General features: G+C 40.0%; 23 protein-coding genes, 2 pseudogenes and 1 other annotated feature. Of the genes and pseudogenes, 21 read left to right on the plus strand and 4 right to left on the minus strand.

Translation table 11 applies throughout. The features are described 5' to 3' along the window. The 8 genes and pseudogenes from CDO33_RS01680 to CDO33_RS01710 form a co-directional block, all read left to right on the plus strand. Complete coding sequence (locus CDO33_RS01680; protein ID WP_161496674.1) at nucleotides 1-657, plus strand: DUF4194 domain-containing protein; 657 nt, start codon at nucleotides 1-3, stop codon at nucleotides 655-657. Next, nucleotides 654-4,052, plus strand: coding sequence for an ATP-binding protein (locus CDO33_RS01685; RefSeq protein WP_103083164.1), 3,399 nt, complete (start codon nucleotides 654-656; stop codon nucleotides 4,050-4,052). Before CDO33_RS01680 ends, CDO33_RS01685 begins: the two co-directional genes overlap by 4 nt. Next, nucleotides 4,042-5,292 carry a Wadjet anti-phage system protein JetD domain-containing protein gene (locus tag CDO33_RS01690; protein WP_103083165.1) on the plus strand — a complete coding sequence of 417 codons (1,251 nt, stop codon included), beginning with the start codon at nucleotides 4,042-4,044 and terminating at the stop codon, nucleotides 5,290-5,292. The genes CDO33_RS01685 and CDO33_RS01690 overlap by 11 nt, the downstream gene beginning before the upstream one ends. A gap of 16 nt (nucleotides 5,293-5,308) precedes the next feature. Beyond that, nucleotides 5,309-5,676, plus strand: a pseudogene (locus CDO33_RS01695) (IS982 family transposase); the annotation flags it as partial. A 547-nt stretch (nucleotides 5,677-6,223) separates the two neighbouring features. Then, on the plus strand, nucleotides 6,224-6,511 hold the full coding sequence (locus tag CDO33_RS01700; RefSeq protein WP_103083166.1) for a hypothetical protein: 288 nt from the start codon (nucleotides 6,224-6,226) through the stop codon (nucleotides 6,509-6,511). Nucleotides 6,512-6,684: 173 nt separating this feature from the next. Next, on the plus strand, nucleotides 6,685-7,965 hold the full coding sequence (locus CDO33_RS01705) for an IS110 family RNA-guided transposase (protein ID WP_103083326.1): 1,281 nt from the start codon (nucleotides 6,685-6,687) through the stop codon (nucleotides 7,963-7,965). A 269-nt stretch (nucleotides 7,966-8,234) separates the two neighbouring features. Continuing rightward, nucleotides 8,235-8,420 carry a hypothetical protein gene (locus CDO33_RS20665; protein WP_133158780.1) on the plus strand — a complete coding sequence of 62 codons (186 nt, stop codon included), beginning with the start codon at nucleotides 8,235-8,237 and terminating at the stop codon, nucleotides 8,418-8,420. A 52-nt stretch (nucleotides 8,421-8,472) separates the two neighbouring features. Next, nucleotides 8,473-9,540: pseudogene (locus tag CDO33_RS01710) on the plus strand (IS256 family transposase); the annotation flags it as partial. A 143-nt stretch (nucleotides 9,541-9,683) separates the two neighbouring features. Here CDO33_RS01710 and CDO33_RS01715 read toward each other — a convergent pair. Next, complete coding sequence (locus tag CDO33_RS01715) at nucleotides 9,684-10,037, minus strand: helix-turn-helix domain-containing protein (RefSeq protein WP_117433646.1); 354 nt, start codon at nucleotides 10,035-10,037, stop codon at nucleotides 9,684-9,686. Nucleotides 10,038-10,189: 152 nt separating this feature from the next. On the opposite strand from CDO33_RS01715, the gene CDO33_RS01720 reads away from it, so the two are divergent. The 5 genes from CDO33_RS01720 (at nucleotide 10,190) to CDO33_RS01740 (ending at nucleotide 13,869) form a co-directional block, all read left to right on the plus strand. Continuing rightward, entirely contained in the window at nucleotides 10,190-10,441 is a 252-nt protein-coding gene (locus CDO33_RS01720; protein WP_103083345.1) for a hypothetical protein, read from the plus strand. Between the two features lie 230 nt (nucleotides 10,442-10,671). Continuing rightward, on the plus strand, nucleotides 10,672-11,238 hold the full coding sequence (locus CDO33_RS01725; RefSeq protein WP_103083291.1) for a DUF6431 domain-containing protein: 567 nt from the start codon (nucleotides 10,672-10,674) through the stop codon (nucleotides 11,236-11,238). A 78-nt stretch (nucleotides 11,239-11,316) separates the two neighbouring features. Continuing rightward, on the plus strand, nucleotides 11,317-12,651 hold the full coding sequence (locus tag CDO33_RS01730; protein ID WP_103083290.1) for a DDE-type integrase/transposase/recombinase: 1,335 nt from the start codon (nucleotides 11,317-11,319) through the stop codon (nucleotides 12,649-12,651). Next, nucleotides 12,644-13,447 (plus strand): ExeA family protein, encoded by an 804-nt coding sequence (locus CDO33_RS01735; RefSeq protein WP_103083289.1) that lies wholly within the window; start codon nucleotides 12,644-12,646, stop codon nucleotides 13,445-13,447. The genes CDO33_RS01730 and CDO33_RS01735 overlap by 8 nt, the downstream gene beginning before the upstream one ends. A 206-nt stretch (nucleotides 13,448-13,653) precedes the next feature. Next, entirely contained in the window at nucleotides 13,654-13,869 is a 216-nt protein-coding gene (locus CDO33_RS01740; RefSeq protein WP_103083302.1) for a hypothetical protein, read from the plus strand. A gap of 351 nt (nucleotides 13,870-14,220) precedes the next feature. Here the strand turns inward: CDO33_RS01740 and CDO33_RS01745 are convergent, their stop codons facing one another. From CDO33_RS01745 to CDO33_RS01755, 3 genes are all read right to left on the minus strand, one after another. Next, nucleotides 14,221-15,198 carry a radical SAM family protein gene (locus CDO33_RS01745; RefSeq protein ID WP_103083301.1) on the minus strand — a complete coding sequence of 326 codons (978 nt, stop codon included), beginning with the start codon at nucleotides 15,196-15,198 and terminating at the stop codon, nucleotides 14,221-14,223. Between the two features lie 848 nt (nucleotides 15,199-16,046). Next, nucleotides 16,047-16,634 (minus strand): transposase, encoded by a 588-nt coding sequence (locus tag CDO33_RS01750; RefSeq protein WP_103083343.1) that lies wholly within the window; start codon nucleotides 16,632-16,634, stop codon nucleotides 16,047-16,049. After that, the gene (locus tag CDO33_RS01755) at nucleotides 16,609-17,139 is read right to left on the minus strand and encodes a helix-turn-helix domain-containing protein (protein WP_103083342.1); all 531 of its coding nucleotides are present in this window, start codon (nucleotides 17,137-17,139) and stop codon (nucleotides 16,609-16,611) included. Before CDO33_RS01755 ends, CDO33_RS01750 begins: the two co-directional genes overlap by 26 nt. 84 nt (nucleotides 17,140-17,223) lie before the next feature. Here CDO33_RS01755 and CDO33_RS01760 point away from each other — a divergent pair, with 84 nt between their 5' ends. The 8 genes from CDO33_RS01760 (at nucleotide 17,224) to CDO33_RS01785 (ending at nucleotide 22,777) form a co-directional block, all read left to right on the plus strand. Continuing rightward, nucleotides 17,224-17,883 carry an HAD family hydrolase gene (locus CDO33_RS01760; protein WP_274540086.1) on the plus strand — a complete coding sequence of 220 codons (660 nt, stop codon included), beginning with the start codon at nucleotides 17,224-17,226 and terminating at the stop codon, nucleotides 17,881-17,883. A gap of 558 nt (nucleotides 17,884-18,441) precedes the next feature. After that, a complete protein-coding gene (locus tag CDO33_RS21025) occupies nucleotides 18,442-18,750 on the plus strand; it encodes a nucleotidyltransferase domain-containing protein (RefSeq protein ID WP_170045765.1) in 309 nt (102 codons plus the stop codon). Further along, nucleotides 18,743-18,883 (plus strand): HEPN domain-containing protein, encoded by a 141-nt coding sequence (locus tag CDO33_RS21380; protein WP_242973515.1) that lies wholly within the window; start codon nucleotides 18,743-18,745, stop codon nucleotides 18,881-18,883. Before CDO33_RS21025 ends, CDO33_RS21380 begins: the two co-directional genes overlap by 8 nt. A gap of 31 nt (nucleotides 18,884-18,914) precedes the next feature. Beyond that, the gene (locus tag CDO33_RS21385) at nucleotides 18,915-19,127 is read left to right on the plus strand and encodes a HEPN domain-containing protein (RefSeq protein WP_242973514.1); all 213 of its coding nucleotides are present in this window, start codon (nucleotides 18,915-18,917) and stop codon (nucleotides 19,125-19,127) included. Nucleotides 19,128-19,445: 318 nt separating this feature from the next. Further along, nucleotides 19,446-19,686: a binding site (T-box leader), on the plus strand. Nucleotides 19,687-19,792: 106 nt separating this feature from the next. After that, nucleotides 19,793-20,458 carry an amino acid ABC transporter permease gene (locus CDO33_RS01770; protein WP_103081409.1) on the plus strand — a complete coding sequence of 222 codons (666 nt, stop codon included), beginning with the start codon at nucleotides 19,793-19,795 and terminating at the stop codon, nucleotides 20,456-20,458. Further along, the gene (locus CDO33_RS01775; protein ID WP_103081410.1) at nucleotides 20,439-21,116 is read left to right on the plus strand and encodes an amino acid ABC transporter permease; all 678 of its coding nucleotides are present in this window, start codon (nucleotides 20,439-20,441) and stop codon (nucleotides 21,114-21,116) included. Before CDO33_RS01770 ends, CDO33_RS01775 begins: the two co-directional genes overlap by 20 nt. 17 nt (nucleotides 21,117-21,133) lie before the next feature. Continuing rightward, nucleotides 21,134-21,877, plus strand: a complete 744-nt coding sequence (locus CDO33_RS01780; RefSeq protein WP_103081455.1) for an amino acid ABC transporter ATP-binding protein — start codon at nucleotides 21,134-21,136, stop codon at nucleotides 21,875-21,877. Nucleotides 21,878-21,913: 36 nt separating this feature from the next. After that, nucleotides 21,914-22,777 carry a cysteine ABC transporter substrate-binding protein gene (locus tag CDO33_RS01785; protein WP_103081411.1) on the plus strand — a complete coding sequence of 288 codons (864 nt, stop codon included), beginning with the start codon at nucleotides 21,914-21,916 and terminating at the stop codon, nucleotides 22,775-22,777. The last annotated feature ends 224 nt before the right edge of the window (nucleotides 22,778-23,001 follow it).

Here is a 23,001-nt window from a genome sequence, read left to right on the forward strand (position 1 = left end):
ATGGAAGACTATGAAAAACTCAACAACTCCGAGAAAGAGGAATTTAAGCACCTGGCCAACCTTCTTCTGTCAAAGACTTTTATTACAAGGGATTATTATGATTTGAAAGAATCAATGATGAAGGTTAATCCGGAATACAGATTCATAGAGCGGCACTTTGAGCTTTTTTCGGACTATTTTTTCTATTCCGGCTGGGCTGTGCTCAAGGATAATCAGTACGGTGTCATTTCAATGGAAAACATATATGAATATAACAGGCTGAAGCTTGATCGTTCCACAACGCTGATGCTTTATACCATACGTCTGATTTATGAGGAAGAGAGGGAAAAGATTTCCCTCCGCAATGAGATTATGACTACTACAGGCCAGATCATCCACAAGATGATAACCATGAACATATTTAGGAAGAAACCTTCCGACCGGGATATTTCCGAAAGTCTCCGCCTGCTTTCAAATCATAACCTGATTCAGAAAATATCAGGGCAGTGGGAAGACGCGGATACCAAAATAATGATCCTCCCTTCTGTCCTGTTTGTCCTGACCAATGAAAAAATTAGCCGGATACATGAGCTTCTGGGAACAGAGGAACCGATGAATCAGGATGAACAAGAGACTGAGCAGGTTATGGATACGCTGAGGGGTGAGGTGGAAGAATGAAGCTTTTAAAAAAACTCCTGCTCATTAATTGGCACTATTTTAATTTCGAACTTGTGGAATTTGACCGTATCAATTTCCTTACGGGTAAAAATGCGTCGGGCAAGACTACCATGATTGATGCAATTCAATTGCTGCTTCTGGGAGATGCCAACGGCAGGCACTTTTTTAACAAAGCGGCCAATGAAAAATCATCCAGGAGCCTGAAAGGATATCTGAGAGGAGAATTGGGGGATGACGGTGCGGGGGGCTTCAGATACTTAAGAGAGGGCCGGTTTACCAGCTATATCGCCTGCGAATTTTTCGATGATCAGAAAAAATCGAGCTTTACGATGGGTGTTGTGTTCGACTGCTATGAGGACGGCACTGATGAACACCGGTTTTTTGTTCTGGATTCCGAGATTCCGGGAAATCATTTTGTTGTGAATAATATACCCATGTCATACAAGGATCTGAGGTCCTATGTAAACAAAAACTACAGGAAAGGCAGGTTTGACTTTCCGGACAGCGACAGGGGCTTCCAGGATATTCTCAGGGGAAAACTGGGAGGCCTTAAAACCAAGTATTTCAGTCTTTTTAAGAAAGCTGTCTCTTTCACACCGATAACAGATATCGAAACCTTTATTACCGAATATGTCTGCGATGTGAAAAATCCAGTGGATATTACGCTTATGCAGGATAATATACGGTATTACAAGAGGCTTGAATATGAATCGGAACTCATGGAATCGAGGATCAAGGCGCTAAAAGGTATATCTGACAAGTATTCGGCATATCTGGAGGAAAAGCAGCGTCTGGATATTCAGAGCTATATCATGGACAGAGCAAGGCTTCAGACTATTATTGACGAAAAGAGGCGACTGCAGGATGAGGCTGAAAAGCTTGAATCAGAACTGGCAGCCCTGGCGGCAAGGAAATCTGATCTTTCAGCAAGGCTTTCGGAGATGAAGCTGAAAAAAGAAAAACTGACCGAGGAAAAATATAAATCGGATATCCAAAACAAGCTGGAAAGCCTTAAAAAACAGAAAGAAGAGCTCCTGGAAAAGATAGAAGTGATCAACAGGGAAACAGATGGACTGATACAAAAGCTGAGACGGTATGGATATGAATGGCGGGAAGCCTGTGCAAGAGCTGCGGAAATTGATACTCTATCTGAATCAGACATGACCGAACAATATAAAAAGGAAATCTCGGATATCAAAACTTACGCGGAAGCTGTCAGATCATTTTCCAGTGAGCTTCTTAATGTATCCAAAGACAGCATGGAGAAATTACAGGAAAGCGAATTCGCTGTCAAAAACGAAAAAGTGGCCCGTTTCAGGGAAGCTGCTTCATTCCTGAGACATTCGGCGTTCAGGCAGGAAGAACGGCACCGTCGGGAGACGGAGTCTTTACGCAAGAAACTTTCAGAACTGGAAAAAGGGATAAAATCCTATGATCCCAGGCTGATTTCCTTGAAAGAAGACATTGAAGCCGAATTGAAAAAACGATATGGAAAGGATATTCCGGTGTACATCCTGGCAGATTTGCTGGAAATAAAGAATCCAAAATGGAAAAACGCCATAGAGGCATATCTGCACACCCAGAAATTTTATCTTATTGTGGAGCCCCGGTATTTTGTGGATGCCCTGAAGGTATATGACAGCCTTAAATTCAAGAAAGAGTATTATGATTTCGGACTTGTGGATTCAGGAAAACTGTCTCATGCCAATGTTTTTGCCGAGAAAGGCAGCCTGGCTGAAGAAGTCGTGACTGAAAACGAATATGCCAGGCGGTTTGTAGACTATGTAATGGGCAAGGTAATCAAGTGCGACAGAGTTGAGGATCTGCGAAACTATTCCAGGTCGATTACCGATACCTGTATGCTGTACCAGGGATATGTGGCAAGACAGCTTAATCCCGAAAGATGGCGTTATCCTTTCATAGGACGAAATGCAATTGAGGAGCAGATTAAAAATGTCAGAAGCACAATTGAAAAAACAGAAGCGGAAGCTGAGGCCTGCAGGGAGATTGCAAGGCTGCTGTCAGCCTCGGCGAACATAGCTGTCATCAACCGGAACGAATCGGAACAGTATTTCCAGGTTATTTCCCGTGGAACGCAAATTCCGCTGTTGAGAAAACAGCTTGAAGAAGTTATAAATGAAATGGATAAGTTGGATCTTTCCTGGCTGATGAGGATCAACGAGCAGATAAAGAAATGTGAGGAAGAAATTCAGTCTCTCGAAAATGAAGAAAGAAGCTGTATTCAGGAAACAGGCAGAAAAAGCAGCCAGAAAGAAAATATCCTTTCGCAGCTTCCCCTGCTCACCGAAAATGAAAAAGCAGCCTGCAGGGTTGTTGAGTCCAATTACGATGCCTCATGGGTGGCTGAAAAAGGAGAACCCCGCTTCCTGCGGGAGCTTCAGTCAAGAAAGTCGGCAAAGGAGGTCATGGATAATTTCAGTTCCCAGCTGGAAAGAACCAGAAGTCAGACTGCAAAGAAAAGAGATGACCTTGAAACGGCCAGATCCGACTATAATCGTGAATACAAGATGTCCTACGATATCAAACAGGCCGATAATGCTTCCTATGACAAGGAATTATCCGAGTTGTCGGGTATAAGACTGCCCGAATATAAAAAGAAGATCATCGATGCCAAGGAAAAGGCTTACCAGCAGTTTGCGGATGACTTTCTCTCCAAACTGAAAGCCAATATTGACACTGTGAAGACACAGATCGAAGAGCTGAACAGTGCGCTGAAAGAAAGCAGATGGGGAAATGAACGGTACCGGTTTACCATATCTCCGAAGCCTGAATACAAGCATTATTATGATATGATTACCGATGAAATGCTGATGGAAGGCTATAATCTGGCATCACAGGCTTTCCGGGACAAGCACAGGGATGCCATCGATGAGCTTTTCAGGCAGATAACAGATGTAGAGGCCGAGCTCAGCGCCGATGCCAGAGCTGAACTGGAGAAAAACATCAAGCGGTTTACCGATTACAGAACCTATCTTTACTTTGACCTTGTAGTCACCGATGAGGAGGACCGGACTCAAAGACTCTCGAGGACATTGCAGAAGAAATCCGGAGGAGAGACCCAGACGCCTTTTTATATCTCGGTGCTGGCATCTTTTGCCCAGCTGTACAGGATTCAGGACCCAGCGTATAACAGGATGCGCTTGATAGTATTTGATGAAGCTTTCAGCAAAATGGACAGCGAAAGAATCCGGGAGAGCATACGGCTGTTAAGAAAGTTTGGTTTCCAGTGCATTCTGTCAGCACCGCCGGAAAAAATAGGCGACATTGCTCCCCTGGTGGACAGGAACCTATGTGTGATCAGAGATAAGACCACTTCTATAATACGGGCTTTTGATTCACGAGAGTTAACGGAGGAGAGCCTGGATGAACTATAAAAAGCTGATATTGGAAAGGCTCATTGACAAATATGAAAAGAGCAGGGCTTTCCGGGGCAGCGATTCCCCGAGAAGGATCCTTATAAAAATGAACCGGGATGAATTTCCCGAATACGACATTGAAAACACTTACGTCCGGGAGACCTGGAACAGCACGATAAGTGAGCTTTCAGAACAAGGCCTGGTGGATTTTAACTGGCTGAAATTTGAAAGAGGGAATATAATTGAAAAAGTATGGCTGAATTTGTCTGGCATTGAGAACGCCTATGCCGTGGCTGGGAGGAAACCTAAAAGGCAGATACTGGATACGTTGCTTGCCCGAATTGATGAAATATCAGTCAAAATCTGTGATAAGCCGGATACTGAATGGATCAGACAATTCCTTGAAGATACCCGGCAGATAATAACAAACAAAGCAACAACAGCAGGTTTTCTCCCTTCAGATGAGGAACAGGCTCTAGCAATTCTAAGAGCATTGGAGGTGCTTGGTACTTCAGAAAATCAGCAATGGCTGGAAAGGGTGTTCAGCCTTCGGTGTTACAGTGATTCCAAGTATTTTGAGAAAAAGGTAAGGGGCAGACTGCTGGGTATATTAAAAAAATATCTGCTTGATGAGGATTGTCAAAACGAAATTACCGAGGAAGAGATCCTTGCCCAGGCAGGTATACTGAAATCTCCTGAGCAAATCGAGTTTAAGGGAAACATTGTTGTGAGGATCGGCTGCAGCAGGGTGGACTTTTCTTCTTTTGTTCACGGCGCCATTATAAATTCCGATACAGTAAAGGATTTAACAATTGAAGATGTCGGCAGCATCCGGAAGATTCTTTTCATAGAGAATAAAGCAAATTATGTTCAATTTATTTCGCAAAATGATGATAAGGAGCTGATGACCGTTTTCCACGGAGGATTTTACAGTCCTGTAAAAGGTCTATTTTTCAGAAAGCTTTACGAAGTTGCTTTCCAGCATGGAGTGGAGTTTTTCCATTGGAGTGATATGGATCTGGGCGGATTTTTGCTTTTCAACAGACTGAAAACCAGTATTATCCCGTCATTGAAACCGTATATGATGGATCCGGCGGCATTTGAAAGCAAATTAAAGTACGGGCAGCCCATAGATTCAGGATATGCAGGAAAGCTTAAAAAACTCCTTGATGATGACCGGTTTAATGAATTTCGGGAACTGATTGCCTTAATGCTGGAAAAGAGGATGAAAGTGGAACAGGAGGCATTTCTCCTGTAAGAATACCTTTTATTCTATCAAAAAAATTGCTAATTCAAAGACTTTGTAACTGTCGCCTAGGCCGAGATAGACTACATTTACAATAAGGTAACTCCATCACACATTACGAATCGCTGTAACATCAACGATTCTATTATGAGCGATAGTGAAATAATCACCATATGATTTGTTAGAGTTACTCATTATCGACTCTGAGAAAGCTTGCTTGGGTTTCTGTAAGAAGAATATGAGAGACCTGTTTCCCAAATTCTGTGACACAATAGAACCCGTAGAAACCTGAACGCAACAATTAAAGAAATCAGAACAGAACTCACAAACCTTACAGGTTATGCCCATCAACTTTACCGGATAGCAGATAGTATTTCTATACCGGTGTGCAAGTATGTATGAACTGTTTACTGAAATTACTTCCTCTGAAGATGAGATTAAGGAAGTAGGAATACGAAGCGGTGATTGTAGGAAGATTGCTGTAAAGATCGGATCTGGTTTAAATAAAGTATAACGGAACAGGAAAAGCATATCTGTTAACTAAATTCCAGTATAGTACAGTATATATACTGTACTATACTGGAATTTGTAAAAACCATAGAATATTTCTAGCCATGTTGAGTACTCCACATTACAAAGCATTGAAATAAAAAAGTGCAACAATATTGTAGAATCGAATAAATAAAATAACTCGATTCAAAGAAACCGAATCAAGCTTTTTCGTGTGCATTATCAAATCTAAAAACAAAGAATCCCAGAAATAAACAGCTTCTAATGTCTTGTGAAAAATGTGCGTAATGTTATATTTTACCCTTCGGAAAACAGTGTACTATATTCCGAAATCTAGGAATACGTTTATATTAATGAAGTAATTATTACTGCATTAAGCTCTCTTAAGATTGCTATATAAATAAAAATTCAAACATTGAAATGGGTGATAATCATGAAAATAATTGATATTAAGCTTGAAATTTTGAAAGATGAGAGACAACAATTTCCCTATATTATGGCGCTTAAAGCAGATAATAAAGATTTGGTACATATTGTTGTAAACAATGGTTATTTTGAGTATAGCTTAGTTAAGCTACCAAAGGAAGAAGATGATAATTATATTGAGCCATGGTTGTTAGATGCCATACTACAAAATGAAGGAGAACCACCGGAATATTCAGACGATGATTTTGAAATCTTGCATGAAGCGGAAGAAGCAGCAAATAGTCATTTTAAATGAGAGTGTAAGTAATTTTGTGTAAACCTCCAAGGTGATATAAAATAATAATATCAAACTGGAGCATTCCTATAAGGAAACAAAATGGCCTTTGAAAAAATAGATGCCTGACTGTAAAATTTGAAATGTGAGTTGCCGCAAGTAACCACAAATCAAAAACACAGGAGGCATCCAATATGAAGTATACTCAGAATGAAAAGATTTTGCAAATCAAAGAAACGACGCTGATTGTCGGAATTGACGTTGGTAGTGAATCACACTACGCCAGAGCTTTCAATTTCAGAGGCGTAGAGTATGGGAAGCTGTTGATTTTCAGCAACAATACTGAAGGGTTTGCGAAGCTCAAAGAATGGGCAGGGAAGATAGCGGAAGCCAAAGGCTTTACCGAGGTGATCCTTGGGATGGAGCCGACAGGACACTATTGGTTCAACCTTGCTGAGAATACTATGAAAAGCGGGATGCGCATTGTACTAGTAAACCCGCATCATGTGAAGAAAAGCAAGGAATTGGATGACAACAATCCCACCAAGAACGACCGTAAAGACCCAAAAACCATAGCAATGCTGGTTAAGGATGGGAGATATATTGAACCGTATATTCCGGAAGGTATTTACAAGGAGCTACGGTCGGCCATGGACAGCCGGTGGCGGCTAGTAAAGGAACTTTCAGCTGTCAGGAACCGTATCAGCCGGTGGATATGTATCCATTACCCTGAATTCACCAAGGTATTTGAGGATTGGGAGGGGAAGGCTGCATTGTTGATACTGAACGAATGCCCGACACCCAAAAAGGTTGTTGAAAAAGGCATTGAAGGTATCATAGCCATCTGGAAGAAACACAAGATAAGGGCTGTAGGAATAAAAAGAGCTGTGAGGCTTCTTGAATCCGCTAAGACTTCTATTGGAACATCCGAAGGGCTTATATCTGCAGAAAATGAACTCTCAATGTTGCTTGAGGACTATGAGAGCAAAATGCGACAGCATGAAAGAACAATGGCTTTAATTGAGGAGCTGGCAATGCAAATTCCCGGGTTTGAGAAGATGCTTGAAATCAAAGGTGTTGGACTCGTGGTAGCTGCAGGCTTTCTAGCGGAGGTAGGCGATATCTTTAGATTTAGTCATCCAAAGCAGATCCAAAAGCTGTCTGGGCTAAGTCTCAAAGAGAACAGTTCCGGTAAGCATAAGGGTCAGACAACCATATGCAAACGTGGAAGGAAGCGGCTGCGATACTATTTGACATTTGGTATTATGCCCTTGCTGTCCAAGAATGAGGAATTCCGAGCCTTACACCAATACTATACGACTAGGAAGGAAAGGCCCTTGAAGAAAATGCAATCCCTGGTTGCTTTGAGTAATAAGTTAATACGGATATTTTATGCGATACTGACGAAAGACATAGCTTACGACCCACAAAAGATGATAAGCGATATAAAAAGACCGGAAGTAAAAGCAGCATAATTTGCACCGCATATGAAAGAATACATCGCTCTCGTAAGCCAGTCAAGGGCAAGACTGCGTTCGGCTTGTGCCGACCCTTGACAGTCTTACTCACGCGATGGAATGTGTAATCAAGCGGGGCAAGCAGTTAAACTAAAACTAACGCTTTCACTTTAATGATAGATTTGAACCTTGACAAAATGAGCCGGATAGTCGGGATGAATTTTCACCATAAGGGCTTAAGACCCCGTGTTGGAGCTTGACTGACATCCACCTCACGGACAGACAGAATGAAGGAATTAAGGGCATTGACCCAGTTAGATTTGGGAGGTTTGTTGCCGGAGCTAATGTGGATACCAATGGCCGTGATACTGGAAAAAGGACGTAGTTTCATTGGGATACACATCATCATCCATAATTGTGCAGTAATACAATATCTGTCCATATGGCTTGTTTTTAAAAAGGTGAAAATCTGAGATTGAGTGAGTATGCGTAAGAAAAACGAAGAAATATTAGGGAGGTTTTACTATGCCCAAAAAGAAGCTACCCAATGAACTCCTGGATCAGCTTATCAAGGAGTACAATATCAAAGATACTGATGACATTAAGAACATGCTGAAAGACCTTATGGGAAGCACCATTCAGAGGATACTCAACAGTGAACTGGATGAAGAATTAGGTTATGAAAAGTATGATGTCCAAAACAAAGAAACCGACAATTCACGGAATGGATACAGTAAAAAGACTGTTCGTTCTGAATACGGCGAAATAGAGCTTGATATACCAAGAGATCGTAACGGTGAATTTGAACCGCAAATAGTGAAGAAGAATCAAACTGAAATCAAGGGTATCGAAGGCCAGATTATCTCTATGTATGCCAAAGGAATGAGCAACAGAGATATTGAGACCCATCTACAAGAATTATACGGCATCGAAGTTTCACCAACACTAATATCAAGAATAACAGATAGAATTTTACCTGAAATCAAAGAATGGCAAAGCCGTATGCTTAAGAGTGTCTACCCGATAGTGTTTATGGATGCAATCTACTACTCTGTTCGCAAAGACGGGATTGTCGTAAAGAAAGCTGTGTATATAGCTATCGGAATAGATTTGGAAGGACAGAAAGATATCCTCGGCATGTGGATTGGAGAAGCAGAAAGCAGCAAATTCTGGCTTTCCATAATGAACGAAATTAAGAACAGAGGTGTCAGAGATATTCTTATCGCCTCAGTTGATGGGTTAAATGGTTTTTCCGAAGCTATTAAGGCAGTTTTTCCTATGACTGAAATACAAAGGTGTATAGTTCATCAGATAAGAAACTCAACAAAATTTGTTTCGTACAAGGATTTGAAGTCATTCACAGCCGATTTAAAGCCGATATACAAAGCTGCAACTGAAGCTTTGGCACTGCAGGAGTTAGATGCATTTGAATCAAAATGGGGAACTAAATATCCTAATGCTGTTCGATCCTGGAGGAATAATTGGGAAGAGCTAAGTGTATTTTTTAAATATCCTCCGGAAATAAGGAAAATTATTTATACTACCAATGCAATTGAAAACTTCAATCGACAACTTCGGAAAGTTACAAAGACTTCGTAGTTTAATCGGAATTCTCAAATATGTATTGACTATGATGTAAACGAATGATAGAGTTAAAAACAACTGGGATACAAAAAAATCAGGTATCCCAGCGCTAAAAAATATATTAACCTTGAGTTTACACAAAATTTATGACACTACATAGAAAGCCAATTTACAGCATATACATTTTTGCGTTGCCCTGCAACAAGTTTTATTATGTCGTCAGCAAGAATTGCGTCATCAACACTAAGTGAGTCAAGTAGTGTTGTATGTTCAAGCGATAGTAGCTTTGTATTATTTTCAAAGTCATCAAGTAAGATATAGCTAATGGAGATATGTGGTACATCAGCTATACCTTCAAGGGTTTCTATTGATAATTTATACACACCTCGCCCAATTTGATTCACAAACACAGTTGTAATATCTAATTTTTCTGTAAGTTTAGCTTGTGGAAGTTTTAGCTTTATACGTACATTTTGGATATCGTTTCCCAGTGCTGAACAGTTTATATTGCATCATCCCATAGCTATGTTATAAAGCTAATAGCATATCTTAAAATATCCTATAAGATTTACATAAAACTATTGATTGTGTATTAACAAATTTTATACTATTATGATAAAAATAGCTAAAATCATACAATTATCAAAGGAGAGTCTTTATGGAACAGTTTACAATGTATGAAAGAGAAGAAGTTGAATGTTCTGGATCTTTTAGTAAGTTGCTTGGTTGTAAAGTTACTATAATTTCTGATGATGAGGATGATTATGTAACGGATGCATATATAGCAGATGTATCTGGTGAAAAATTAGTGGTAAAAGGAACCCATAAATGCTATGGAAAAGAGTGGGAATATTGTGTTGCACATTCAATAAATGATCCAGAAATTATTATTTACAAATCTAAAATATAATAAATTGGTATCAATTCTAGTTTTAAAAGTGAATTCCGTCTAACTACATAAAAATTGGCAGAGTGTTTCTGCCCCGGATAAATGTCCCGGAGTTGCTCAAGTTGCGTGACCGTTTGCACGTATGCTAATATCTTCCTGGAAGAAAAAAAGGAGGATATGATAAGAGCTTTGAATATATATGTTAAGTGTTCCAGCACCTAACCCTCAAAGCCCTTTAACACATTTGTAATATGATAATAGCATATCTGGGGCGGAATGTTAAGGAGTATCGCAGAAATTGTTTAAAATTTTTGGAAAGGCTGGAGTTGATATGCCCGAAATGCGGCGGGAAAACAACCTTTCATGACAGATATGCACGTCATGTGCATATGGGCGAGGAAATTGAATGGATTAACATATTCCGTGTAATCTGTAGCAAGTGTGGGAAGACACATGCAATCATACCGGATTTCATCAGGCCGTATAAGCATTACTCGGCTTGTGATAGCGAGCTGGTCCTTCGGGACCAGGAGGACGGTATACCTCTTGAGGAGATTGAGACTGCCGCCAGCATATCCACATTAAGGCGGTGGGTAGAAGAATTCAGGCAACGGGGGCGGCAAGCTGCAGGAGCATTAAGAGCTATACTGTACAGGTATTATGGCAAGTTTGTCAATGAGCTGGAGATGATAGAAACAAAGGTATTCCACATGATTGAGCGGCTGCTTGGGTTACTGCCGCAGATAGAAAGCAGCCATCTTGCCATAGGTGAAACGAATATGTGGCTAACAAATCATCTGGCAGGAGTATTTGTATAGAAAATTCCCACATAGTTTGCGTAGCTGTCCGGAGTTCCCTTCTGATAGGCTTTAGGAAAAAGCACAGGAGGGATCGAAATGATAAACAATGAAGTATTGGAAAAAGCATTAAAGAAACATGAGATCATATCGCCGCTATTGCAGCCGGATCTGGATGAGGCGGAAAAGCGGAGAATACGGCAGGAGATACTTGAGAGGGAAGGAATTTCGGAAAGGACACTTCGGAGGTATCTTGCAGCGTACCGGGAGAATGGTTACGAAGGGCTATTACCAAAGATACGAAAAGATACAGGGCAACAAAGAGCGATATCTCAGGAAATATTAGATCGGGCAATCGAAATAAAACAGGAACTGCCGGAGAGAAGTGTCAGGAGGATCATAAAGATCCTTGAAGGCGAAGGGATTGTCAAAAAAGGAAGTGTCTCCAGAAGCACCTTGTCCAGGCATCTTTTGAAGATGGGCTTTGGTGCAAAAGACTTCAGAAATGTTCGTATAGAAGGAACGACAGCCCGCCGGTTCGTCAAAAACGGAAGGAACACATTGTGGCAGGCAGATATCAAATACGGTCCGTACATACCGACTGCCGACGGCGGTAAGAAACGGACATACATGGTGGCATTTATTGACGATGCGACGAGGCTGGTGTGTCATGCAGAATTTTACGACAATCAGAGGCTTCCGATATTGGAAGACAGTTTTCGCAAGGCAATATTGAAATACGGCAAGCCGGAGGCAGTATACGTTGACAATGGCAAGGTATTTATCTCGAAATGGTTCAGAGTAGCATGTGCAAAGCTGGGAATCCGTCACATGAACACAAAGGCGTATTCTCCGGAGAGCAAAGGCAAGATTGAGAGGTTCAATGCCACAGTTGAAGAGTTTTTCCAGGAGATATCGCTGGAGAAAGCAAAAAGCCTGGAGGAACTTAACCGCAAATTTCGGGTATGGCTGGATGAAGGGTACAACGGGAAGCCTCATAGCAGTTTAAAAGGGGTTTCTCCATCGCAGGCGTATGCAAGTGATCCAAAGAAGGTGCGGTTTGCAACTCCTGAAGAATGCCGGGACGCATTTTTATGGGAAGATACAAGGAAAGTTGACAACACAGGCTGTTTCAAGCTGCAAGGGATAGAATATGAAGCCGGAATCGAATACATAGGCAAAAAAGTGGATGTGCGGTATGATCCTTTTGATATGAGCCTTCTGGAGATATGGTACAATGGTGAGCGCCGAAAGACAGCAACCCCGCTGAAGGTTGGGGAATACTGCTCAAAGGTTGAAAAAACACCAGCAACGAAATCGGCGACTCATTCACGGCTATTAAAAATATATGAGAGCGAGAATGAAAAGAGGCAAAAACGGCAGACCGGAGCATTAACCTTCAGGAGCATGAAGGGCGGTGACAGAAATGTTTGAGCAGTACTACAACTTTCTGCACACGCCGTTCACCCGGGATATACCGGAGAAGCATTTGTATAGCAATCCGGAGCTGGAAGAGGTCTGCAGCAGGCTTGAGTATGCGGCCCGGAACCGGTTGTTTGCAGTGATAACGGGAGATGTTGGTACAGGAAAGACCACAGCCATAAGGAAGTTTGTTGGGGCGCTGGACAGCAACCGGTACAAGGTAATGTACATAAGCGATTCGGCGTTGACACCGAGGAATTTTTACTGGGAAGTATTGAACCAGCTGGGATGTGAAGCGAAATTCTACAGGAGCGATGCAAAACGACAACTAACGAGAGAGATCAGCAACCTGATTGAAATACAGAGACGTATTCCTATAATCATCACAGATGAGGCACACCTACTTTCAAGGGAGATGCTGGAGGAAATCCGGTTTTTACTAAACTTCAGGATGGATTCGTATAACCCAATGAGTTTAATCCTGGTAGGCCAGAGTGAGTTGAAGGACATCCTGAAGAAGCAGATATATGAGGCAATATGCCAGCGAATAGATATCCGATATCATATGATGCCATATGATCGGCAAAGAACCGGTGAATACATAAGAAAGCACCTGGAGTATGCAGGAGAAAGCCGGGAGATATTTACGGATATGGCGGTAGACGAGATATATGAATATTCTCATGGAGTACCGCGAAAAATCAACCGGGCGTGTACAGCTTGCCTTTTACATGGGGCACAGGTACAGAAAAAAATCATAGACGATCATGTGGTAAGGCTTATTGTTGAGGAAGAATTGAACTGGTAGTTAATATGCCCTGTCCGTATACATCTGCGGACAGGGCTAATGAGCAAAACTAGCGGTCAAAAAGAATGAGCAGATTGCGGTCAAAGAGGCCGAACAGCGACAGCAGAGTTACACTTTCCAATAATAGCGTTGTGTATATTAGATATCATACAAGATAGTTAATTATACCTAATATTAGAATAAACTAACAAAATGGAGTGATTTCAATGTATAAAATCGGTGATACTGTTAAAATAATGGGGAATTCAATTGGAAAGTCAAATATAGAAATGTTGGCTAGAGTTATAGGGGTTAGAGAAAGCAGAGTATTTACTAAGCAATTAGCAGATGGGAGTAAAGGTTATTGTCAGATGTTGACGATACAACTTCTTGATAGCGGAGAGATTGTTGAAGTAGCAGATGTGTTTGTCATAAAAGCATAAACTTTAAAAGTAGAGAATGCATACAATTTAATGAGTGCACCACCGCTCGACAGAGTAGTGGTGCATTTGTTTTCAGTACACATTAAGTTTTAAGAAAGTAACTGGCATTAAGCCAACCTATCCTGAATATTCCGTTTTAATGAAAACAGTTATTTTGATTGCCGTAGTACCAAATTAACCAAAAGCAACTTATGCAAAAAGTGATATACTATGGGATGCAATGAAGCTGATGTAACTGTTGCAAGACTTTCAAGGTATATAGAGAGGTATTAAAACAACCGAACCAATAGCGTCTTTCTGATAATGCGACACAAAACATCTAATTTACCGGCAAATAAAAATAAACCTTGGTTAGATATACTTATAATGCCCTTCCGGCTTTAAATCGGGTAGATCCAGTCCCAACTCCAAAACCAGATGATTCCTGATATCATAGCAGAGATCGCATTTACCGGCATATTCGTTTTTGGGTATGTATTTAAATTTTTCTTTCGCCAGTTCAACTAAACCTCTTATACCAGTAGACTCCAAACTGTTGAATATGCGGTACTTATCAGGATCAGCTCCATTCACCAGTTCTTTCAGTGGAATTGAAAATCCCGGACATGACTGGGGAATAAAGTTACCGTACAAATCAACATGAAAATGATATACGCCTGACAGCAGTTTACAGGGCCTTGATTCTTCCAGTATTTGTTTATAAGGCTGCTTCTTCATCATGGGCAGATATGTCTTTAAAGCCCGCCCTTTCAAATTAAGTCCATACCTGTTTAGCAGCTTCACCGGATAATCCTGTCCAAAAAGCTGGGCGTACTCATCAAGAGAGTGAGGGATATGATCATTCATCGCATCAATATCGTTCCAAAAATCCATTAACCAAGGAAATACGTTCATATTTGTCTCCGAGCAGGTCCGAACTAAAGCCTTTACTTTCCAAAAAGGTATGTACTCGTTGTGGTATGGATCTATGGATATAAGCAGGGTGTTTACTCCATGGCCTTTAATTTCCTTAAGAACGGCCTTTGCTGACGCTTCATCCTTATACCAGGAAGCATTGGTTTCAATATATTCAATGCCAATATCGTTTCTTTGAGCAGCCTCAAGAACACCCAAAAGCTTATCGGGTTTTAGAAGCGGTTCACCGCCACCGATATGAACGGAATCACAGCCCAAACTCTTTAAAATAGAGAATATCTCATCGGCCATGGACGGTGTCATGTAATCGTCGGGCCACTTTGGGGAACTGGAATAACTGCAATGCTTGCACTTTGACGAACATTTATAGTTTGTGATTATTCCCCCGGATACCAGATTTTTAATTCTTAGCAAATTTGCACCTCCTAGTTTTTTTCGCTCAAAATTCAACTTGTCTGTATTATCGTGCCATAAAACACTTTATTACCGCTTTTAATGTAAAGCTTCTTCATACTTATTCTGGGATGCTGCAAAAATACCTCAGTAAAATTATCCTTACCATCCACTTATAGCTACCTGATTTATTAGTTACTTTTAAGTTAATTAAAAATCAATTGTCTTTTATTTATAGCCCCAATGTAAAGTCTTTATAAATAATGATACTATCAAAAAATAGTTTTTCAATAAATAATTTGCTGATTTGCTAAACTGAATTCTTCTGTTTTTTAGATTTGGGGTGGAAATAACTTTTTCAATTAAGTAAAACTGCAACGATTTATGCAACATAACCGAGGATATTTTAGATAGAAATAGAGGGGTCTAAATTCTAATTGACATAAATAGACAGTGATAATATAATTAACAGAGTGTTTGAATGCTTTAATCGCAGAGCCGATGCAAAATTGCGTTTCTTTAAGCTGCTATTAAAGCTTTGAAATGCGACTTTATAAAAAACATACAGAAAATGAGCACTCAAGGAAAAAATGGAATTTAGCATAAGGCCTTATGAGGTTAAGACTTTTTAGATAAAGACTTAACAAAGTCAGAATAAAGGGAGATTTAAATAGAGCTTACAGATGGCAGACAATATGCATCATAAAATATAACTTTGATGTAGTATATGAGAGAATTAATCCGGACAACTGCTATTCCCCAGGAATCTATTGATTGCTAAGGTTTTTAAGGAAATAAGGAAGGTGAAATGCTTTGAAAAAGAAGCTATAGATAACGAACATTAAAGCCTACAATTGCCAAATTGGCAATCATGGAAAGTAGTTCCGGGCATATAGCCGATGCCTAACCTCATCAGGATGAGCTTTAATATATGCCTCAAAACGATTTACTAAATGCAATAGTTCCTGTTCGTTCTTTACAGCAGAGGCTTGTGCAATAAAGTTTTTCATCCAGTGCCACATCTCCTCTTGAGGATTCAGGTGTGGAGAATAAGGAGGTTGATGCAACACTATTAAATCACTTTTATGAGCCTCAACAAACTCTTGTATCAAAGGGCCTTTATGAATCGGAGAATTATCCCACTGGACAAAGGTGGTAGAAATCCCTCTTGCTTTATCATAGTCCAGTAAACGCTCCATATATTTGACCACATGAGCTGCTGTCAAAGAGCCTTCTTTTTTGGAGTATACATCGTACACAAAACCCATATGATTCAGTACTTCCGTAGCTCCAATGATATTGATGCCCTTATGACAGCCGTTACACTCAATTTCTGTAGGTTTGCCTACAGGACTCCAGGAATAAAAGTTGTTGGATTCGAGCCTTTTACTGGTTTCATCCTGACACCACAGGGAGACATCTCCTAAAGGCTCAATTATATCCAATACAACTGACATTTTTTTTAAAGCTTTCCTGAAGCTTTGGGTCTCCCTTGCTCGGTTTATAAACACCCCTTTTGTACGAGAAACCAAGATTAGCCAGTATTTTACGGATCCAGGTGTCGGAATATTCTTTTCCCCAGTGGTCTTCTACATACCTGACTAACAACTTGGCGTTCCACCGGTTTTGTTCATAGCCGAACTCATGAGGACTCTTACTGGTAACTATATTGCGGATATCCTCTACCATTTCATCGGTGACAGTACTTTCAATATTGCCGCCCCGCAGGTCGGCGATGCAAGCAATACCGCTATCGTTCCAGTTGTTGATATATGACACAATGGTTGCGTTACATTTACTCAAGGTATCTGCAATAACCTGCGTATGGATACCCTTATGCCTCATGATTACAGCTTTGACGACGTCTCTGGTATAATTACTGTCAGAACTATTGGCTATTAAATTTAAGTCATCTATCGTTAATCCATAAAGTGATTTAACCTCAACACATTTTCTACCCATTATACATTCCCCCTGCCCTATATTGTAAGGGCTTCGGAGGAAAATTGCACAGGATAATTTTAACTATATAGTTCGTTATCTATAATAGCATCAGATTTTGACGGAACCCTCAGGCGATCTGAAAATATTACCAAATCCGATGCCGATGCAGTTAAAGAATGGCAATCTCAAAACAATTATTTCGGTATTGTAACAGGTAGAGGAAAGGACTTTTTGGAATATATAAAGGAACTGCCTGTTGATCCCGACTTTTTAATTATCTACAATGGTGCATATATAATTGACAAAAATAATAATGTTGTTTTTGAAAGTTATATAGATTACGACACCTTTTATGATTTGGAAAAGCTTGTGTCTAAAACCGAAAATGTTATAAATTTTGACAAAGCCGAGCCTGGTGTGAGCAAACACCAGTATTATGCAACATACGACTGTACCGAATCCGCATTGGCAGCTGCAATTTTAATTAACCAAAATATGTCCGATAAGGTTTCAGCCTTTGTTAACGGTATACACCTGAATGTTGCGCCTAAAGGCAGCAGTAAAGCTGATGGCGTCAGAATAATACAAAATTATTATAATTTGCAAAAAGAAGAAGTTGCAGTAGTCGGCGACGATTATAATGACCTTGATATGATTAAAGCCTTTGATGGATGGGCAATGCTTACCGGTAAAAGCGACGTCAAAAAACAAGCAAAACATATTTGCGATAGCATCGCCTCACTTTGCCGCGAATTAGGATAGGTTATAGGGAAAGACAAAATGTGTTGAGTTGAGTAGTAAATCCATGGTAAGGATGAGGTCACCAGTTCAATTCTTGTTGAAAGCTTTAAGATGAAAAGGACGCATTCAAAAGGATGCGTCTCAGATTATTGACTAACCTCCAAGTTGGTAACTTGGAGGTTAGTCAATAATCTGTAGGCAGTAGAAAACTGCATTTTTTCTCTTGTTGAGACTTTCTAAAAAGAGGTACGTAAAAGTCATAGTCTATCATTATTCTTGTGTCAACTTGGCCGATGAGCAGGTGACAGCCTCAAAAAAAGAGGACAAACATAAAATTGGGAATTAATGACTCTGAAAGAAAGAGAAAAAGTATATTCAATAGAACAACGAAAAATAGCATTGCAACTTTATGACCAGTGTAAATCTGTAATTGAGGGACTTTTTACTACCCTTAAGAGTAAAATAATTAAAACTATCTAAACGTAAATGTTAATAGCTTTTGGAAATATGCTATAATATCTATATCGGGGAGATTTACTGTATGAATTTTCAGAATGTAAACCGAAAGGGCTGGATTATATGAATGCACTAACAAATGAGATAAATTTAATAAAGGAGCAGATTGTCTCTCTTTATAATCCTTCAAAGATAATCCTTTTCGGTTCGCAAGCTAAAGGAACGGCTACAATAAAGAGCGATATAGATCTTTGCGTGGTAAAAGATACAGAAAATAAACGAGAACTTTTGGCAGACATGTATCTTAACATCGAAAGCAGTAAACCTTTTGATTTGCTTTTATATACTGAAGCCGAATGGAACCAATGCGTAAATGATACAACAAGCTTTGCTTATCTTATTGATAAGAAAGGGACTGTGATTTATGGCTGATAGTTTAAGATATAGTGAGTGGCTTGAAAAGGCAGGTAGGGATTTAAAGTCGGCAAAAGTGCTTAAACAGAACGATTGTGGGAATGATATAGTTGCTTTCCACTGCCAGCAGGCCTATAGAAAAATCGCTTAAAGGTTATTTACTGAAGCAGACTGGACAAATAGTGGAAGGGCATAGTCTTATCTATCTTTGTAAGGAATCCACAAATTATAATATAGAATTTAAAAAATGGCTAAAGGATTGCGCATTTGTTAACCAGTATTATATTGAGACTCGTTACCCATCAGATGTGCCGCTTGTGATATCCGATGATGAGGCGAATGAATGTATTTCTATAGCAGAAGAAATTTATAAAATGGTTACCGAAACTATATAGAAATGAATGAGAATAATGGCTCAAATATATTAAGGATGAAGTCAATGTTTGACTCCGGTTGAGCTCTCCATCATTGCAAGACATGCTTTGGAAAAAATTCAACTTAAATACAACAACTGCAGAAAAATAAAAGAGCTTGATTCAGAAACAATGAATTGAGCTTTTTTTATTCCTGGGTATTACTAAATCTTCTAATCAACGTCAAAAATATGGAACTTTCTGTAGTAAGAAAAAATGAAGAATAACCATAAAGTTGATAAAAAAGTGATTGACATATACACTTCCATGGTATAGTATAGTAAGCAGATAAGAATAGTATGAATTATGATGACAGGAAGAGTAAGTTAAGGTAGATCTACAGAGAGAAATCCTCACAGGCTGGAAGGGATTTCAGATTGAGATTAACCGAAGTGCATCCTTGAGTACCGGATCGAAACACAGTAGACTCCGGCGGCTACACCCGTTACAGTGTTGAGGTATATGAGTACCAAAAATGACGAGATGCCGGATTTTCATCCGGTAAACAGAGTGGAACCGCGGAATTACTTCTGCCTCTGCATAGGGGTAGGAGTTTTTTATGTGAAAAATGAGCAGCAATCTTTTGATTAAAAAAACAACAGCCTAAGATCTGTAAGGATTTTAAGCAAGATTGAGGTGGCAGATGAATGAATCTTAACTGGCAATTTATAATAGATAGCTTGCCGCTATACCGGGAAGCAGCATTGACGACATTAAAGCTTGGATTTTGGGGTATATTGTTTTCTTTAATAATTGGCTTTGTATGCAGCATAGTTCTGTACTTCAAGGTCAAAGGGCTTAAACCAATTGTTCAAGCTTATATAGAGCTATCACGCAATACTCCGCTGCTGATACAGCTTTTCTTTCTATACTTTGGGCTTACTAAATTGGGTGTAACCCTGAGCGAGAATGCTTGTGCCATTATCGGCCTGTCTTTTTTAGGAGGAAGCTATATGGCTGAAGCCCTGCGAAGCGGTCTGGAGGCTGTAAGCAGGTCGCAAATAGAGTCCGGCCTTAGCATAGGGCTTTCCAGGACACAGTTGGTGAGATATGTGGTCCTTCCCCAGGCATTTTCCGTTAGTATGCCTTCATTAGGCGCAAATTGCATTTTTTTGCTCAAAGAAACCTCCATAGTGGGAGCAATTGCAGTGGTTGACCTTATGAATGTGACAAAGGATTTGATAGGCATGTACTATCAGACCTTTGAAGCGCTGTTTATGCTGGTGGCTGTGTATCTGATCATGATTTTGCCTTTGTCAATACTTCTGACATGGCTGGAAAGGAAGGTGCGGTATGCAGAGTTCGGGAATTAGTGTTCTTTTGAAGGGTAAGAACCTGCAGCGCCTGTTTGAAGGCCTGATGATAACAGCAAGAATTGCTTTCATATCAATCATTATTGGTTCGCTGCTAGGAATAGTTCTGGGAGTTATATGGACATCAAAGTCAAAATGGATACGCTCGATTTGCCGCATATACTTAGAGCTGTTTAGGATAATACCGATTCTTGTTTGGTTGTTCATCATGTATTTTGGGGTTACCACTGCTTTAAACATAGACTTAAGCGGTGAGACCGTTTCTGTTATCGTATTCACCCTTTGGGGTGCTGCCGAGATGGGAGATATCGTAAGAGGTGCATTGGAATCCTTGCCAAAGCATCAGATTGAATCCGGAAAGGCTATAGGGCTTAGCTTTTGGGGCCTTTACAGGTATATTCTTATACCCCAGGCTGTAAGAAGAATGCTGCCGGGAGCCATAAACCTGGCTACAAGAATGGTTAAGACCACCTCATTGGTAGTTTTGATTGGGGTAATAGATGTTATAAAGGTAGGACAGCAAATTATAGAGTATTCACGTATAGAGGTACCTACGGCATCCTTTTGGGTGTATGGTTTTGTATTTATATTGTACTTCGTAATCTGTTATCCTCTTTCGAAGATATCCAGGAAACTGGAAAACAAATGGAATGGATAGGGGTGTTGATCAAGCATATGGAAACAAAGGAAGTATTACTTGAAATAAAGGGTTTGTATAAGAAATATGACGAAACAACTGTCCTTAATGACATTAACTTAAGCATTAATAAAGGTGAAGTTGTGGTTATTCTGGGACCTTCAGGCTGTGGGAAAAGCACTCTTTTAAGGTGCCTCAACGGCTTGGAGAAAATACAGGGAGGTGATATAAGATACCGCAATAAAAGCCTTGTCGGTAAAGATGTGAACTGGCAGGAAATCCGCCAGCATATAGGAATGGTATTCCAGAACTATGACTTGTTTCCCCACATGACAGTCATTGAAAATATCATATTAGGCCCTGTCAAAGTACAAAAAAGAGATAAAGATGAGGTGATGGAGCAGGCAAAGCAGCTACTGGACAGGGTGGGATTGTTTGACCGAAAGGATTCATATCCCCGTCAGCTTTCCGGAGGTCAGAAGCAGAGAATAGCAATAGTAAGGGCTCTGTGCATGAATCCTGAGATAATGCTTTTCGACGAAGTTACAGCATCTCTTGATCCTGAAATGGTAAGAGAAGTACTGGATGTAATGCTGGGACTCGCAAAACAGGGCATGACAATGGTTATTGTAACCCATGAGATGTCCTTCGCCCGGGCTGTTGCCGATAAGATAGTTTTTATTGATAAAGGAAGGATCTGTGAGATATCAGAACCCGACGAATTTTTTACGAATCCAAAAACAGAACGTGCTCAGCACTTCTTAAATATATTTCAATATTAAATTATAGAAAATCATAAAATGAAGGGAATGGTTACAATGGGAAAAAATAGAAGAATTATTCATTTATTATTGATTGCAGTATTGGCACTGGGGATGCTTGCAGGCTGCAGCAACGCAAGCTCAAAGGAAAGTGCGTCAGAAGTTAAGGGTTCTATTGCTGAAATTAAAGAGCGGGGTAAGATTAGAATTGGCGTGTTCAGTGATAAAAACCCCTTTGGTTATGTTGATGAAAATGGCGTAAACCAGGGCTTTGATGTGTATATTGCCAGAAGGTTTGCCAAGGATCTTTTGGGAGACGAATCCAAGGTTGAATTTGTTTTGGTCGATGCAGCAAGCAGAGTGGCGTTCCTGGAATCGAACAAGGTTGATATTATAATGGCTAATTTTACGGTTACAGAGGAAAGAAAGCAAAAGGTGGATTTTGCCAACCCGTATATGAAGGTTTCTCTCGGAATAGTTTCTCCGGAAAGCGCTCCGATTACATCGATTGAACAGTTGAAAGGTAAAAAAGCCATCGTCGCTAAAGGAACTACTGCTGAAACTTTTTTGACTGAAAACTATCCTGAAATAGAGCAATTAAAATTCGAACAGTATACAGAAATATTTGAAGCATTAAAGGACGGCCGTGGCGATGCTATAGTTAACGATAATACCGAAGTGATTGCATGGGCGAAGCAGAATCCCGGATTTGTAGTCGGTGTGCCTACACTGGGTGGACAGGATACAATAGCACCGGCTGTCAAGAAGGGAAATAAGGAGCTCCTCGATTGGATTAACAATGAACTTGCTGCTTTAGGCAAAGAGAATTTCATACACAAGGCATATGATGAAACATTGGCGGATATATATGGAGAAGATTTCAAAGAGAGCCTTGTAATTGAAGGTGGAAAATTAGAATAATCTATAATTATAGTGGCATGGAAATATAAATGCCCAGTGTTCCAATGATATACTCCCCTTGAGGTGAAAAGGCAGAAAATAAACCTGTACCGGAAAGGGGAGTATTTTCATGTCCGACAAAGAATTTTACAGCCTTTCTGAAATATAAAAATCATACAATAGGCAATCTTCAAATGGAAGACAAAATTAATATTTATCCCAGTGCTTCTTCATAAAATCTCCAC

The organism is Clostridium thermosuccinogenes, assembly GCF_002896855.1.
GTDB classification, from domain to species: domain Bacteria; phylum Bacillota; class Clostridia; order Acetivibrionales; family DSM-5807; genus Pseudoclostridium; species Pseudoclostridium thermosuccinogenes.